General features: G+C 34.1%; 16 protein-coding genes. 5 read left to right on the top strand and 11 right to left on the bottom strand.

The window, feature by feature from the left end; translation table 11 throughout:
• Nucleotides 1-32 precede the first annotated feature (32 nt).
• The 10 genes from U5A88_RS08950 to U5A88_RS08905 all read right to left on the bottom strand — a co-directional run bounded on the left by U5A88_RS08950 (nt 33) and on the right by U5A88_RS08905 (nt 5242).
• Complete coding sequence (locus U5A88_RS08950; RefSeq protein WP_354205686.1) at nt 33-542, bottom strand: GNAT family N-acetyltransferase; 510 nt, start codon at nt 540-542, stop codon at nt 33-35.
• Nucleotides 543-557: 15 nt separating this feature from the next.
• Nucleotides 558-893 (bottom strand): n-acetylglutamate synthase, encoded by a 336-nt coding sequence (locus tag U5A88_RS08945; RefSeq protein ID WP_354205684.1) that lies wholly within the window; start codon nt 891-893, stop codon nt 558-560.
• Nucleotides 883-1347 carry a pyridoxamine 5'-phosphate oxidase family protein gene (locus U5A88_RS08940; protein ID WP_354205682.1) on the bottom strand — a complete coding sequence of 155 codons (465 nt, stop codon included), beginning with the start codon at nt 1345-1347 and terminating at the stop codon, nt 883-885. The genes U5A88_RS08945 and U5A88_RS08940 overlap by 11 nt, the downstream gene beginning before the upstream one ends.
• Nucleotides 1348-1397: 50 nt before the next feature.
• A complete protein-coding gene (locus U5A88_RS08935; protein ID WP_354205680.1) occupies nt 1398-1892 on the bottom strand; it encodes a GNAT family N-acetyltransferase in 495 nt (164 codons plus the stop codon).
• Nucleotides 1893-1896: 4 nt separating this feature from the next.
• A complete protein-coding gene (locus U5A88_RS08930) occupies nt 1897-2559 on the bottom strand; it encodes a pyridoxamine 5'-phosphate oxidase family protein (protein WP_354205678.1) in 663 nt (220 codons plus the stop codon).
• A gap of 49 nt (nt 2560-2608) precedes the next feature.
• A complete protein-coding gene (locus tag U5A88_RS08925) occupies nt 2609-3136 on the bottom strand; it encodes a GNAT family N-acetyltransferase (protein WP_354205676.1) in 528 nt (175 codons plus the stop codon).
• A gap of 232 nt (nt 3137-3368) precedes the next feature.
• The gene (locus U5A88_RS08920; protein ID WP_354205674.1) at nt 3369-3659 is read right to left on the bottom strand and encodes a DUF1272 domain-containing protein; all 291 of its coding nucleotides are present in this window, start codon (nt 3657-3659) and stop codon (nt 3369-3371) included.
• 25 nt (nt 3660-3684) lie between these two features.
• Complete coding sequence (locus U5A88_RS08915) at nt 3685-4185, bottom strand: GNAT family N-acetyltransferase (protein ID WP_354205672.1); 501 nt, start codon at nt 4183-4185, stop codon at nt 3685-3687.
• Nucleotides 4186-4217: 32 nt separating this feature from the next.
• Nucleotides 4218-4736, bottom strand: coding sequence for a DinB family protein (locus U5A88_RS08910; RefSeq protein WP_354205670.1), 519 nt, complete (start codon nt 4734-4736; stop codon nt 4218-4220).
• Nucleotides 4737-4741: 5 nt separating this feature from the next.
• Entirely contained in the window at nt 4742-5242 is a 501-nt protein-coding gene (locus U5A88_RS08905) for a GNAT family N-acetyltransferase (protein ID WP_354205668.1), read from the bottom strand.
• Nucleotides 5243-5321: 79 nt separating this feature from the next.
• Between U5A88_RS08905 and pdxR the strand changes: the two genes are divergently transcribed.
• Nucleotides 5322-6800, top strand: a complete 1479-nt coding sequence (pdxR, locus tag U5A88_RS08900) for a MocR-like pyridoxine biosynthesis transcription factor PdxR (RefSeq protein ID WP_354205667.1) — start codon at nt 5322-5324, stop codon at nt 6798-6800.
• Nucleotides 6801-6875: 75 nt separating this feature from the next.
• Here pdxR and U5A88_RS08895 read toward each other — a convergent pair whose 3' ends face one another.
• Complete coding sequence (locus U5A88_RS08895) at nt 6876-8399, bottom strand: sulfatase family protein (RefSeq protein ID WP_354205665.1); 1524 nt, start codon at nt 8397-8399, stop codon at nt 6876-6878.
• A 198-nt stretch (nt 8400-8597) separates the two neighbouring features.
• Here U5A88_RS08895 and U5A88_RS08890 point away from each other — a divergent pair, with 198 nt between their 5' ends.
• The 4 genes from U5A88_RS08890 to U5A88_RS08875 are packed head-to-tail and all read left to right on the top strand — an operon-like array spanning nt 8598 to nt 13454.
• Nucleotides 8598-9884 carry a phenylacetate--CoA ligase family protein gene (locus U5A88_RS08890; RefSeq protein WP_354205663.1) on the top strand — a complete coding sequence of 429 codons (1287 nt, stop codon included), beginning with the start codon at nt 8598-8600 and terminating at the stop codon, nt 9882-9884.
• A 37-nt stretch (nt 9885-9921) separates the two neighbouring features.
• A complete protein-coding gene (locus U5A88_RS08885; protein ID WP_354205661.1) occupies nt 9922-11052 on the top strand; it encodes a 1-acyl-sn-glycerol-3-phosphate acyltransferase in 1131 nt (376 codons plus the stop codon).
• Nucleotides 11042-12580, top strand: a complete 1539-nt coding sequence (locus tag U5A88_RS08880; protein ID WP_354205659.1) for a YifB family Mg chelatase-like AAA ATPase — start codon at nt 11042-11044, stop codon at nt 12578-12580. Before U5A88_RS08885 ends, U5A88_RS08880 begins: the two co-directional genes overlap by 11 nt.
• A gap of 37 nt (nt 12581-12617) precedes the next feature.
• Entirely contained in the window at nt 12618-13454 is an 837-nt protein-coding gene (locus U5A88_RS08875) for a DUF6438 domain-containing protein (RefSeq protein WP_354205658.1), read from the top strand.
• Nucleotides 13455-13459 lie beyond the last annotated feature (5 nt).

The following is a 13459-nucleotide window of genomic DNA, read 5'->3' as shown; positions in this document are numbered from 1 at the left end:
AAACCATTGTTTTATAATGCACAACGGGATCTCTAACTAATTTCCTTTTGAAAATAGCAAACTTCACCTTCTTTATAATGTGCTGGCAATCCAACAGGGTTTTTAAGTACTTTAGTTCCCAAGAACTGGAAACCTAGTTTTTCGTAATGTGCAATTAAGGGTTTATTTAAACCCACAGTATCCATTCTAAGGTAGTTCAAATTTCTCTTTTTACAATATTCATTTGCCCAACTGATTAACTTTTTCACCAAGTTTTGCCCACGAAAATCAGGGTCTGTAGCAATACGATGTATGTAAAGCGAAGGGTCGTTGTTTTTGTTTCCCCAAATGAGTTCGTCATTTAATGTGGTTGCCCAAATGCAGGCAATTTGATTGTCAATTACTAATTTCCATTGTCTATTCTCTTCTATTTCAGTTAGAATTAAATCTTCAGGAAATTCAGGCCAATGCACTTGGTTTTTAGATTTCATATAGTTTGTAGCCAGCCTATACAAATCAAATATATTGGGCATATCTGCCAATTGGCTATTTTCTATTTTCATTGGGTTTATTTTTTATTATATCTCTATCAGAACTGAAGTTCCTTTTGATTTATCTCCTGAAGTCCATTCCCATTTTTCATACAATTTTATTTTTCCATTAGCTGTCACTTCTGGTTCTGAAAAACAAATTCCAGTCATTAATTCTCCTTTTGTATTCACCTGATGGTAACGCATTTCAATGTTGCCATTTTGGTCAACTAACCCTATTAAATGCCCACTAACAATTTGTCCGCCGCTATATTCAGACGTAAGAATAGTTCCATTTTGTTTGTATTCAAAAATGGTTTCCGTTGAGGTTTCCCCGTTTTCGGAATTTTCAAAAACTCTAAATTTTTTGTTGTTATAATTCATCTGTTATTCCATATGCTTTTTTTGCACTTTCAATTTGTGCTGCCTCTGTTGTTTTGGGATACAGCATGTATTTAGGTGCTATAATGGGTTTAACTTGGCTTACTGTAATTTCTGTTATCGTCGAAAAAGGAAAGTTGCCACCAGTCATTTTTACCAATATTTTTTCCATCGCTAAAAAATTGGCATCGGTTTTCTTACAAATTTTTGCTTTTCCTTTTATCTGAAATCCTTTCTGAATCAAAATATCAATAAAACTTACACAAACATTTTCATTTTGCTTAATATTCTTTACAGTTTGTGGCGAAGCTATATTCGCAATAATTATTTTGTCCGTTCCAAAATAGTTGAAAATTTCTTTTGGTGAAACATTGGGTGTATTATCTGTAGATGCTGTTGCAAGCCAACACAGTACACTTTTATGTATAGACTTTTTTATTTCAGGTGTTAATTTCATTTTTATTCGGTTTGTTATTATTTCATAAATATCGAAAAGTATTACGATTATTAAACTCCTACGAGTTCACTTCTTTTTTCTAATAGCACTGTGTCTCTCCAAGTCCCCTTTTGTTGCCCAATTTTTTCGCGGTAGCCTACTTTTCGAAATCCGAGCCTTTCGTGAATTATAATGCTTCCTTTGTTTTCAGGAAAAACACCAGCTTGTAAAGTCCAAATCCCATTCTTTTCACTTTCAGAAATCAATTTTTTTAATAATTTGGTTCCTATCTTCTGTCCTGAAAATTTTGATAACACATAGACACTCACTTCCGCAACTCCTCCATAAACGCATCGAGAAGAAACTGGTGATAATGCAGCCCAACCTACAATTTTGTTTTTAAATATGGCCACTATTCTACAATTTTTAAGATGGTTGTTATCCCATTCCATGTAGTTGGGTACTTCTTGCTGAAAGGTGGCATTACCTGTTGCAATACCTTCTTTATAAATTTCTACTACATTTGCCCAATCGGTTGCAGACATTGCACGTAGTTGAATTTCCATAGGTTTATTCTTTGTTGTTTTGATAATAGTCTAAAACGTGTTTCGGTATTTTCATGTTCTGTGGTAACCCTTTATCAGCAATTGGGTATTCAGCAACTTGCTTTAAAGGAACTAAACCTGCCCAAATGTCTAGGCTGTAATCTTCTGGTTCGTCACCAACACCAACATCTCTTATTTTAGCTGAAGCAGTTTCAATAGTCATTTCCACAACGAGTGTTCTGTCTAATTCTTCTGGGTGCATGGGTCTAATGCCGTCCCAACGACCTTTCATCATGTGTTCCATAAAACAAAAAAGAGCAGCATCTTTCTCCTTTGGGTCTTCTATTTTTTTTACAGAACCAAACAAAGTAGCTGAACGATAATTTACAGAATGGTGCAAACCAGATCGGGCCAACACCAATGCATCTAAATGCATCACTGTCATGCTCATTTCTTTAGCTTCTAATAAAGCGAGTAACATTCTGTTGGCTTGCGAGCCATGTAAATAAATTTTGTTGTCTTTTCTTCCGTAGGCCATGGGCAGTGTAATAGCTCCGCCTTTGTACACATAGCTTACATAGCCTATAAAACCAGCATCTAAAATGGTGTTTATTTTATCAACATCGTAAGTAGCTCTGTTTTGCCCTCGTTTTACTCGGTTTAATTTTGATTTTGAATATTCTTTCATTTTTTGAACTTATTTAAACTCTTTTAATTTTCGCTTAAACCAAAATAGGTTAAGCGAGCTCATTTATCTTTTTTGAGAATACTATATTATCATAGGCCTTGCCACTAACTATAAAGTTTAATTCTCCAACGTTTTTAAATTCACTTTTTTCATAGAACCTAATGGCTCTCTTATTTTTTATATAAACGGTAAGCCACATGGTATCTAATTGTAATGCTTTGGCTTGTTCTTCAACAAAAGTTAGCAATTGTTGTCCAATTTTCAACGGAATGAAATCATTTAAGATAAAGATCCGTTGCAATCGACAGTTGTTTTTTGAGGTAACATATTCGTTTTTAGCGTTTATGACTATTTTGGCGTAACCCACAGGCAAACCATCTGCATAAACAATATAGAATCGATTCTTAGGGTCTTTTATCTTCTGTTTCATGGTAGAAACTGAAAAATTCTCATCTAGGTATTTTAATAGATCGTTTTTATCTTCTATATATTGACCATGTGATTCAGCGAATGTTAGTCGCCCCAAAAGGGCTAAAATAGCTGTATCTTCTGCCTTAGCGGTTTCTATTTTAATCATTGTTATTATTATTTAGTCGTAGTCTTCTTATATGATACCCATGAAGAAATACGGCAATAGTACAGCCTACAATTATTGGTGCTGCACTAATTAATACACCATAAAGGATATATCCTAGATTAGCGATAAGTGAGATTAATCGTAGCTTATATTCACCCTTGGTGGACATTGAATATAAGTTGATGACTAAAGCTCCGTAACCAATACTATCAATTAAAAAAGCATTCATTTTTTATCTTTTTTCTGGAGGAATGGTTGCATATTTATCCGAATTTAGTTTGGCTTTTTCTAAGTCTTTTGGTTTAAAGACAGGTTTTATTGAAGCCGGATATTTCTCCACCTCTTTTTGTGGTCTAATGGGGCGTTCTACAAAATTACCTGAACAACTTGGGCATACATTTTCAAAGATTTCAAGAGCACAGGTTTTGCAATACGTACATTCAAAAGAACATATCATTGCTTCCATAGAAGTGTTTGGTAAGTCTTTATTACAGTGCTCGCAATTGGGTCTTAGTTCTAACATGGTATAATTTTAATTTTCTTTTTGATTAATTTTCTTTTAATTTTACCCATATATAATCGTCAATAATTTTTCCATTTTTTATTACTGCATTTTTTCGAATACTTTCCAGGTAATACCCATTTTTTTCTAATACTTTCATTGATGATGTATTAAAATCAAAAACTCCAGCAACTATTCTTACAACATCAAAATTCTCAAATGTATATGCTGTCATTTTTTGAACTGCTTGGGTAGCCAATCCTTTTCCCCAGAATTTTTTGGAAATAAAATACCCAATTTCCGCATTTAGCCGAAAAACATCATCTTTTAATGTAATTCCTATTTCTCCGGCCACTTCGTTATTCCAATAAATAAGAAATCTTTCCAATGGTTTCTTTCCAATTTCTTGATTTATAAATTCAATAGCGTCTTTTTCGGTATAGGGATTTGGTGTTTTATCATATCCATTGTCAAGTATTTCAGGAACATTTTTCAGTTTCGAAAATTCCTTTGCAAATTCCATTTTATGTGGTTTAAACGTTATCATTTCATTATGCTTGTTGTTAACTTATCAATGGCTCATAAATACTTGTTTTGTATTACTTCCATATGCCAAATATCATGACCTAAAATGATAAAAGCAGCAGCTCTCGCAGACATAGGTCCTCCGTTAGCGTTTCCTATAAAAGATAAGTCGTCATCTGTTAAGCTATTCAATAATGAAATGGAATGCTTACGATTTATTAGATATTCATCCAATAAATTTTCTATTGATTTAGTATGGGCATCTGATGGGTCAACATAGATATTTTGATCATATCCTGCTAGGGCAGTAGTATCTCGCCTTGCAATTCTAAAGCACCTGTACATAAAAATACGTTCTGTATCTATTAAGTGTTGTATTATTTCTTTTATGCTCCATTTTTCTGGTTGATAACGATGCGTTAATTTCTCATTAGGGATAGATTTAAAAAAATTAATTGCATTGTTTTTTCCAATTTCAAAGCCTTTTCTTAACTCGGTTTTGTCAGATAATTTATCAATATATCTTTTATAATAAATATCATATTCGTTGGTGTTTAAATCGAGTTTGTTCATTTCTTTTAGTTGTTATTAATGATACTCATATTATATGTAGACCAATACTCCGTTTTAAATTTTATGTTTTCTCTTAATAATCCTTCAACTTTAAACCCACATTTCTCATAACATTTTATAGCAGCTGAGTTAAAGTCATACACTCCTAAATCAATTCTATGAAATTTCATTTCATTAAAACCAACCCTGACAAGTTCGTTAATTATTTGTGTTCCAAACCCTTTGTTTCTATGTTTATCATCTCCAATTACAACACTACAAATTCGAGCACTTTTGCTTAAGTGATTAATTTTACTAAAATCTGCATGCCCAATAATTTCACCTGAAGTAGTATCTATTACTTTATAGGCAATTCTATCTTTAGCATTTATATATTTTTTTAGTTGTTGGTGTGTTAAAGGATAACTAAATGTTTCTGCACTAAAAATATACATTAGTTTTTCAGAGTCAATCCAATGTATCAATCTCAAAAAGTCTTCTTCTTTAAAAGGTTCAAGTTTCAGCATTGCTATTGTTTTGAATGGTAAAATTATTACATTTGTGGACTACAACAACCATCCAGAATAAAAATTAATAATAGTCCAGATGTTTCCATATAAAACCAGTATCCAATTTGATAGAAAATGCAATCAAGCGTTGTATCTACAGTTATCAAATCAGATTATACAATTGATTAAAGATCAGACCTTAGTGCCTAATACCAAACTTCCAGGTAGCAGAACGTTGGCAGAGCAATTGAATGTACATAGAAAAACAATTGTTGCTTGTTATGAAGAGTTATTGTTACAAGGCTGGGTAGAAAGCATTCCTAAAAAAGGAACTTTTGTACTAAGCAATTTACCCTTGCTACAACGGCAAAAATTAAAGGATACTAATGGTGTAGATTTAAAGAAAAATGCTGGTTTTTCTTTTTATAAGAACAGTATTTTTCCTGAAAAATCCGTAAAAAAGGAGGAAGGCTTTATGTATTTTAATGATGGTATTTCTGATGGAAGGTTAACACCAATTGATGAAATTTCAAGAACATACAGAAGAATTTCTTCTAAGAAATGGGCATTCGAACATTTATCTTACGGTTCTACGTATGGAAATGATGCTTTAAGAGAAGTGTTGGTTGATTATTTGAATGCGTCTAGAGGTTTACATATCAGCAAAGAAAATATTTTGATTACACGTGGTAGCCAAATGGGAATTTGGTTATCGTCACAATTATTGCTTCAAAAAAATGACACCATTGTAGTTGGAAGCACCAATTATAGTGCTGCAAATGCTACTTTTCTATATCAAAATGCAAAAATAGAACGTGTTTCGGTAGATGAACATGGGCTAGTAACTGACGAAATCGAAAAGCTATGTAAACGACAACAGATAAAAGCGGTTTATGTTACATCGCACCACCACCATCCGACAACAGTAACACTCTGTGCAGAAAGAAGAATTCATTTGTTGAATTTGGCGAACCAATATGATTTTGCAATTATTGAAGATGATTATGATTACGATTTTAATTACAATCACGCTCCAATTTTACCATTGGCAAGTCATGATACTAACGGAAACGTAATTTACATTGGTTCTGTTTGTAAAACAGTCGCTCCAGTGTATAGAATTGGTTATTTAATTGCTTCGAAAGCATTTGTTGATGAGGCGGCTAAATTAAGAGGTTATCTAGATAGGCAAGGAGATGCATTACTAGAGTTAACATTTGCTGATTTTATAAAATCGGGTGATTTAGATAGGCATATTAGAAAGGTGATGAAAATTTACAAGCAACGACGTGATTTGTTTTGTAAATTATTAAAAGATGAATTAGGTAGTTTTTTTCAGTTTGAAATTCCAAAAGGAGGAATGGCCGTTTGGATACAATTGAATTCAAATTATTCCTGGGCAACCATTGCCGAAGTAGCTAGAACACATAAATTAGAAATTGGAGCTTGGCAACGATATGATAGTGCAAAAATCGGTCATAATTGTATTAGAATTGGTTTTGCAAGCTATGACGAAGAAGAAATTTATGAATTGATACACAGATTTAAGAAAACAATGGCGGAAATTAAAAGGTAGGAAAACATTTTAGCATATTATAAAATATTTGCTGTTCATACAATTTGCAAATGGCAATTAGTTAATTTACCGTCATCAACGTTTTACTGAATAATCTTTGTTGCGATAGTCTTGGAGTAATTTATCCATCACTATTATTTTTTCAGGATATTGGTCATAAAGGTTGTTGCGTTGTTCGGAGTCGTCTTTCATATTAAAAAGAATGCCTTCTGTGGTAAAATCCGTATATCCAGTTAATTTTTTAAAGAATTCTGGCAATTTTCTATGCCCACCGGTTGAATCGTTTATAAACAACCAATCTCCTTTTCTGACGCCCCATTTAGAGTTGTAGGTATTATGCACAGTCGCTTCCCTTAGTGGAGCATCATATTTTTCTTCTTTTAAAACAGGTTCTAAATTATAACTATCAGGTGCAGCTTTTTCAGGTAAAACTATTTCTGTTATGCTGGCAAGGGTTGCCATAATATCAACTTGCGAAATTACTTCATCTGAAACCGAACCTGCTTTTATCTGGCCGGGCCATTTAATTAAAAAAGGGACATGATGTCCGCCTTCCCAAACATCGCGTTTAAGACCGCGAAAATTGCCCATACTAAAATGGTCATAGGTTATGGCACGCTGCCAAGCGTAAGATTCCGTACCGTTATCTGAGCTAAAAATAACGAGTGTATTGTCATCTAGCCCCTTTTCTTTCAATGCCTTAAGTACTTGCCCAACAACCCAATCGGTTTGTACCATAAAATCGCCATAACCGCCAGCCCGTGATTTTCCATCAAATTCATCATTTGGAATTATCGGTGCATGAGGCGATGGTAGCGGAAAATAAAGAAAAAAGGGTTCTTTATCAGTACGGTTATGTATCCATTCTACTGTTTTTTTTGTAAGCGTAGGTAACACATCATAGGGATTCCAGTTTTCTACTTTAGGTCCCGGTCTAAACTCCCAAGAACCTTCTTTAGTGGTGTAACCTACATTATTAATGTCCATTGTTTCCGTTGGAATTTGAATAAGTCTGTCATTTTCTACCCAAGCATAAGGCGGGAAGTTGATGGTGCCATCACCAAAGTAATAATCAAAACCTCTATCTAACGGTCCGCCGGATATGGGTTTGCTCCAATCTACATCATCCGGAGCGTAAAATTTTCTCATTTGCCCCCATTGTTTTACTTCTAATGAAGGTTCATTTTTAAATTCCCAATCCCAACCTAAATGCCACTTGCCTATACAAGCGGTGGTGTAACCCTTAGTTTTTAATAGTTGTGGTAGGGTAATATCTGAATCCTTAAAAAAAGGTTTGCCAAAAGCCCCTACAATTCCGTGTTGCCTTCGCCAATGGTAAGTTCCGGTAAGCAGTGCAAACCGACTTGGAGAACAGATACCTGATGAGCTGTGGGCATCTGTAAAACGCATACCTTCTGAAGCAAGATTATCAAGGTTTGGTGTTGGTATTTTAGATGTTGGGTTTTGGATGTTTAGATCGCCATAACCCATATCATCTGCATAAATAATTACAATGTTTGGCAGTGTACGTTCTTCTTTTGAACAAGAACTAACTAAAAATCCAATAAGTAATAAAATTAATGATATTTGCTTTTGCATTGGTATGTCTTGTTAAATGTTGTACTAAAAATTTGGAATAACTGTGTCTTTTCCAAAAATTACCTATTGTATTTGTAACAAATATAAATTTTCTTTTTTAGTGAATAGTTAACATATTCAATTCCTTACTTTTCCTACTCCAAATTTTTACGCTTCAATATTTTTCTCTTACTTTAGCCCTCTTACTTAATTAAGTACATGATTCCAGATCTAGAAACAAAACCTACAACAGAAATACAACGTTTTCAAGAGGAAAAGCTACAGCTATTGTTAGCCTATCTTCAAGAGCATTCCGACTACTACCAGAAAGTGTTTGCAAGTCAGAATGTTGACATTTTCAATATAAAAACCCTAGCAGACTTAACACAATTGCCCGTTACTACCAAAGACGATTTACAAGTCCATAACGATGATTTTTTGTGTGTGGCTAAAAACGAGATTGTAGATTATGTAACTACTTCCGGTACTATGGGTAATCCCGTTACTTTTGCCTTAACCGATGCCGATTTAGATAGGTTAGCTTATAATGAAGCTATTTCATTTGCCTGTGCAGGAGTAACCAAAGATGATACCGTTCAGCTCATGACCACAATGGACAGACGTTTTGTGGCTGGCTTGGCATATTTTTTAGGTGTAAGAAAACTAGGGGCAAGTATTATTAGAGTAGGAGCGGGGATTCCTGAATTGCAATGGGATTCTATTTTAAAATTCAACCCTACCTATTTAATTGCCGTACCTTCGTTTTTATTAAAACTGATTGCTTATGCCGAAGCTAATGGTATAGATTACAATGCTTCTAGCGTAAAGGGTGTTATTTGTATTGGAGAATCTTTACGTAATGAGGATTTTTCGTTAAATCTGCTGGCTAATAAAATTACTTCACAATGGAAAATAGATCTGTTTTCTACCTATGCGTCTACCGAAATGAGTACAGCGTTTACCGAATGTGAAGCCAAACAAGGCGGCCATCATCATCCGGAACTGATTATTGTTGAAATCTTAGATGATGACAATCATCCCGTAAAAGAAGGTGAGTATGGCGAATTGACTATCACCACCTTAGGCGTTGAAGCCATGCCCTTGTTGCGTTTTAAAACCGGAGATATTGTCAGAAAACATACCGAAAAATGTACTTGTGGTAGAAATACCTTGCGGTTAAGCCCTGTAATTGGCAGAAAAAAACAAATGGTAAAATACAAAGGCACTACCTTATACCCACCCGCTTTATACGATTTGCTAAATGATTTTGATGCCATTGAAAATTACATCATAGAAATATCTCATAATGCCATTGGTACAGATGAAATTTTGATAAAAATTGGAACAATGTCGCCTTCCGAAGAACTATTGGATCGCATTAAAGATCACTGCCGTGCCAAGTTAAGAGTTTTGCCTACTTTAGAAATACATGATATTGAAGCGATTAACCAGTTGAAATTCCCAAAAATGAGCAGAAAGCCCATTTTGTTTATTGATAAAAGATAATTTTGCGTATTCTTGTAAGATACAGTACATTTAAAATATGACAATAACTAAAGAAATTGCTAATATATTTGAAACCATTGCCCCGTACAATCAACAACAGATTGATGCAGCTTTACAATGGTTAACTACTAATACTCAATTTAAAAAAAGGGTACAATACATTTACCCAGATTGGTCTGATGATGAAATTGTCTACAAACTAAACAAGTGCGGTAATTGTGCTGATTTTCAAGTCAATTTTATTGAGCCAATGATCCGTTCGTTGATTGAAAATTCTATTGAAAATTTGTACATAACTGGCTTGGAAGATGTAGCAAAAGAAGGTAATAATCTATACATTTCCAATCATCGTGATATTTTTTTAGATTCTGGTCTGTTGCAATATACCTTATATCACAGAGGGTATCCGTTTACCGAAATTTCGTTGGGTGATAATCTTATTGTGAATCCCGTAATGGAACGTGTAGCCAAACTCAACAATATGTTTACCGTGTTTAGATCGGGTACTCGTTTAGAGCTATTACAGAATGCTAAAAACTTATCAGCATATTTGCGGTATTCTATAACCCATAAAAAAGTGTCTTCTTGGATAGCTCAAGGTAATGGACGCACTAAAGATGGTAGTGATAAAACTTTTCCAGGCTTGGTGAGGATGTTGTTGATGAGTGGTACGGAGAATTTAAAACAATCACTAAAGGACTTACAAATAGTGATATCTTCAGTTTCTTATGAGTATGAACCTTGTGCTGTAGAAAAAGCGGTTGAGTTGCAGACCAAAGAGGAGCTGGGAGTATATAAAAAGTCTAAATTCGAAAACATAAACAGTATTATCAAGGGTATTGAAGAGCCAAAAGGTGATGTAAGTTTACATTTTGAGAAGTTAAATGTAGATGCCATTGATTTTTCAGGAGATTTAAAGTCAACAGTTAAAGCTATTGCGGCTGAAATGGACAGGTTGGTCTATAAAAACTATAAGTTGTTTAAAACCAATTATATGGCTTATGATATACTACATAAAACTAATTTGTTCGTAGATTTTTACACCCCTGAAAATCTAATCGATTTTAAAAATTACATACAAGAGCAAAATGAGGATGCTGATATTCAAGAGCGATTGCTACAACTGTATGCGAATCCAGTTTTAAACAAACAAGGACATGTTGACTAAAGTTTATGGTAGTGCAGTTTTTGGGGTAGAAGCTACTACAATTACTGTTGAGGTTAATATTGTTAAAGGTATTGGCTATCATTTGGTAGGCCTTCCTGATAATGCAGTAAAGGAAAGTAATTTCAGAATTGCAGCGGCTTTACAAAATAATGGATATACTATTCCCGGTAAAAAGATTACGATAAATATGGCTCCTGCCGATATGCGTAAAGAAGGGTCTGCTTATGATTTAACCTTAGCTGTTGGTATTTTAAAGGCTTCTTCGCAAATTCAAGGAGATACCATTTCAGAATATTTGATTATGGGCGAACTTTCGTTGGATGGAAGTTTACAACCTATTAAGGGTGTATTGCCTATAGCTATTAAGGCAAAGGAAGAAGGCTTTAAAGGATTTATCTTACCAAAGCAAAATGCTAAAGAAGCAGCAATTGTAGATGGCTTAGAAGTTTATGGTGTCGAAAACATAAAGGAAGTTATTGATTTTTTTGAAGGAAATTCTACCCTAGAACCTACTGTTGTTGATACCAGAAAAGAATTTTACGATAATTTGGAACATCCTGAATTTGATTTTTCCGATGTTAAAGGACAGGAATCCATCAAAAGATGTATGGAAATTGCTGCAGCGGGCGGTCATAATATTATTTTGATCGGTCCACCGGGTTCTGGTAAAACCATGTTGGCTAAAAGATTACCGAGTATTTTACCACCTATGACCTTGCACGAGGCTTTGGAAACAACCAAAATACATTCTGTTGTTGGACGGATTAGAGTAAATTCTGGATTAATGGGGCAACGCCCTTTTCGTTCACCACATCATACTATTAGTGATGTGGCTCTAGTTGGTGGTGGAGCGTATCCACAACCGGGAGAAATATCATTATCGCACAATGGTGTATTGTTTTTAGATGAATTGCCTGAATTTAAGCGTACGGTATTAGAAGTAATGCGTCAACCCTTAGAGGATAGGGAAGTAACCATTTCTAGAGCAAAATTCACGGTAACCTATCCGAGTAGTTTTATGTTAGTGGCAAGTATGAACCCTAGTCCGAGCGGTTATTTTAACGATACTCCCGGACACGTAACTTCCTCACCAACAGAAATGCAACGTTACTTAAGTAAAGTATCAGGTCCCTTATTGGATCGAATTGACATTCATATTGAGGTACAGCCCGTACCTTTCGAAAAGCTCTCTGAAGAGCGAAAAGGCGAATCTAGTAAAATCATTAGAGAACGTGTCACCATGGCACGACATTTGCAAACTAAAAGGTTCAAAGACAATGCTAATGTGCATTATAATGCACAGATGAATGTGAAGCAAATTAGAAACTTTTGTAAGTTAGATGAAGCTTCAACGTCTTTGTTAAAAGCGGCAATGGAGAGTTTGAATCTCTCTGCCCGAGCATATGACAGAATCCTAAAAGTAGCCAGAACAGTTGCTGATTTAGACAATTCTGAGGCTATTAAACCCGACCATATCTCTGAAGCTATCCAGTACAGAAGTTTGGATAGAGAAGGATGGTTAGGATAATTTTATTACATTTGGAACTCATAGAACCCCTACTACAATGAAAAATTTATGCTTATTTTTGATGTTATCAGTAGTAATTTCAATAAACGCCCAATCTAAGGCGAGTAAAAATTTGTTGACTGAAACGGAATGGATTAATAAAGACTTAGATTATATACGATTTGATGATGAAGCAGTAGTTTATAATTTTGATAATACAAAACAAGAAGTTTTATTTGACTTAGATAATAAAAATTTATCTTTTAAAGTAAATTATAGATTAGCTGGAGATTTTAAAACAGAAGAATTTAAGTTTAGAATTAAAGAAATTAATAGGAACAGGTTAGTAATTGTACCTGTTATAGAAAAGGAACAAGCTAATTTTAATAAATTGGAAGCAGGTGCACTTGCCAAAGAAAAACAGTACATTTTTTATAATAGAGGTAAGTTGTTAGATAAAGTTAATTTTAAAACCTTGACTTTTCATTCCTCTACGTGTTTCGGTACTTGTCCTTCAATGTCTATTCAAATTAACGTAGACGGTACTGTATTTTATCGTGGTAAAAATTATACCGAAACACAGGGTAATTATTCTGGTAAACTCTCTAAACAAGACATTTACGAATTAAAAAAGATTCTCAATAGAAGTCAGCTATATGCAATTGATAAAGATTGGGAACAAAAATCTAAGCGTAACGATACACCTAGATATACCTATATTGTTACCACTTTTGATGGCGATAATATCGAAATTAATACAAACGACCAACATCCAGTTTTAGATAAGCTTTCTGACTTTTTATTGAACATAGATAAAAAAGCAGAATTAAAGAAAACGGATGAGGCTCATAATTTTGAAAAATCTACGTTAGATTTGTATAGGGTTTCTCAATAAAATTT

The organism is Aureibaculum sp. 2308TA14-22, from assembly GCF_040538665.1.
Taxonomy (GTDB): domain Bacteria; phylum Bacteroidota; class Bacteroidia; order Flavobacteriales; family Flavobacteriaceae; genus Aureibaculum.
This window is presented reverse-complemented; position numbering and strand designations above follow the sequence as displayed.

Excerpts from the sequence above, each read along its gene's own strand:
- U5A88_RS08925 (WP_354205676.1), bottom strand. The coding sequence starts at position 3,136 with ATGATTAAAATAGAAACCGCTAAGGCAGAAGATACAGCTATTTTAGCC.
- U5A88_RS08915 (WP_354205672.1), bottom strand. The coding sequence starts at position 4,185 with ATGATAACGTTTAAACCACATAAAATGGAATTTGCAAAGGAATTTTCG.
- U5A88_RS08885 (WP_354205661.1), top strand. The coding sequence starts at position 9,922 with ATGACAATAACTAAAGAAATTGCTAATATATTTGAAACCATTGCCCCG.
- U5A88_RS08910 (WP_354205670.1), bottom strand. The coding sequence starts at position 4,736 with ATGAACAAACTCGATTTAAACACCAACGAATATGATATTTATTATAAA.
- U5A88_RS08945 (WP_354205684.1), bottom strand. The coding sequence starts at position 893 with ATGAATTATAACAACAAAAAATTTAGAGTTTTTGAAAATTCCGAAAAC.
- U5A88_RS08930 (WP_354205678.1), bottom strand. The coding sequence starts at position 2,559 with ATGAAAGAATATTCAAAATCAAAATTAAACCGAGTAAAACGAGGGCAA.
- U5A88_RS08935 (WP_354205680.1), bottom strand. The coding sequence starts at position 1,892 with ATGGAAATTCAACTACGTGCAATGTCTGCAACCGATTGGGCAAATGTA.
- U5A88_RS08890 (WP_354205663.1), top strand. The coding sequence starts at position 8,598 with ATGATTCCAGATCTAGAAACAAAACCTACAACAGAAATACAACGTTTT.
- U5A88_RS08920 (WP_354205674.1), bottom strand. The coding sequence starts at position 3,659 with ATGTTAGAACTAAGACCCAATTGCGAGCACTGTAATAAAGACTTACCA.
- U5A88_RS08950 (WP_354205686.1), bottom strand. The coding sequence starts at position 542 with ATGAAAATAGAAAATAGCCAATTGGCAGATATGCCCAATATATTTGAT.
- U5A88_RS08880 (WP_354205659.1), top strand. The coding sequence starts at position 11,042 with ATGTTGACTAAAGTTTATGGTAGTGCAGTTTTTGGGGTAGAAGCTACT.
- U5A88_RS08895 (WP_354205665.1), bottom strand. The coding sequence starts at position 8,399 with ATGCAAAAGCAAATATCATTAATTTTATTACTTATTGGATTTTTAGTT.
- U5A88_RS08875 (WP_354205658.1), top strand. The coding sequence starts at position 12,618 with ATGAAAAATTTATGCTTATTTTTGATGTTATCAGTAGTAATTTCAATA.
- pdxR (WP_354205667.1), top strand. The coding sequence starts at position 5,322 with ATGTTTCCATATAAAACCAGTATCCAATTTGATAGAAAATGCAATCAA.
- U5A88_RS08940 (WP_354205682.1), bottom strand. The coding sequence starts at position 1,347 with ATGAAATTAACACCTGAAATAAAAAAGTCTATACATAAAAGTGTACTG.
- U5A88_RS08905 (WP_354205668.1), bottom strand. The coding sequence starts at position 5,242 with ATGCTGAAACTTGAACCTTTTAAAGAAGAAGACTTTTTGAGATTGATA.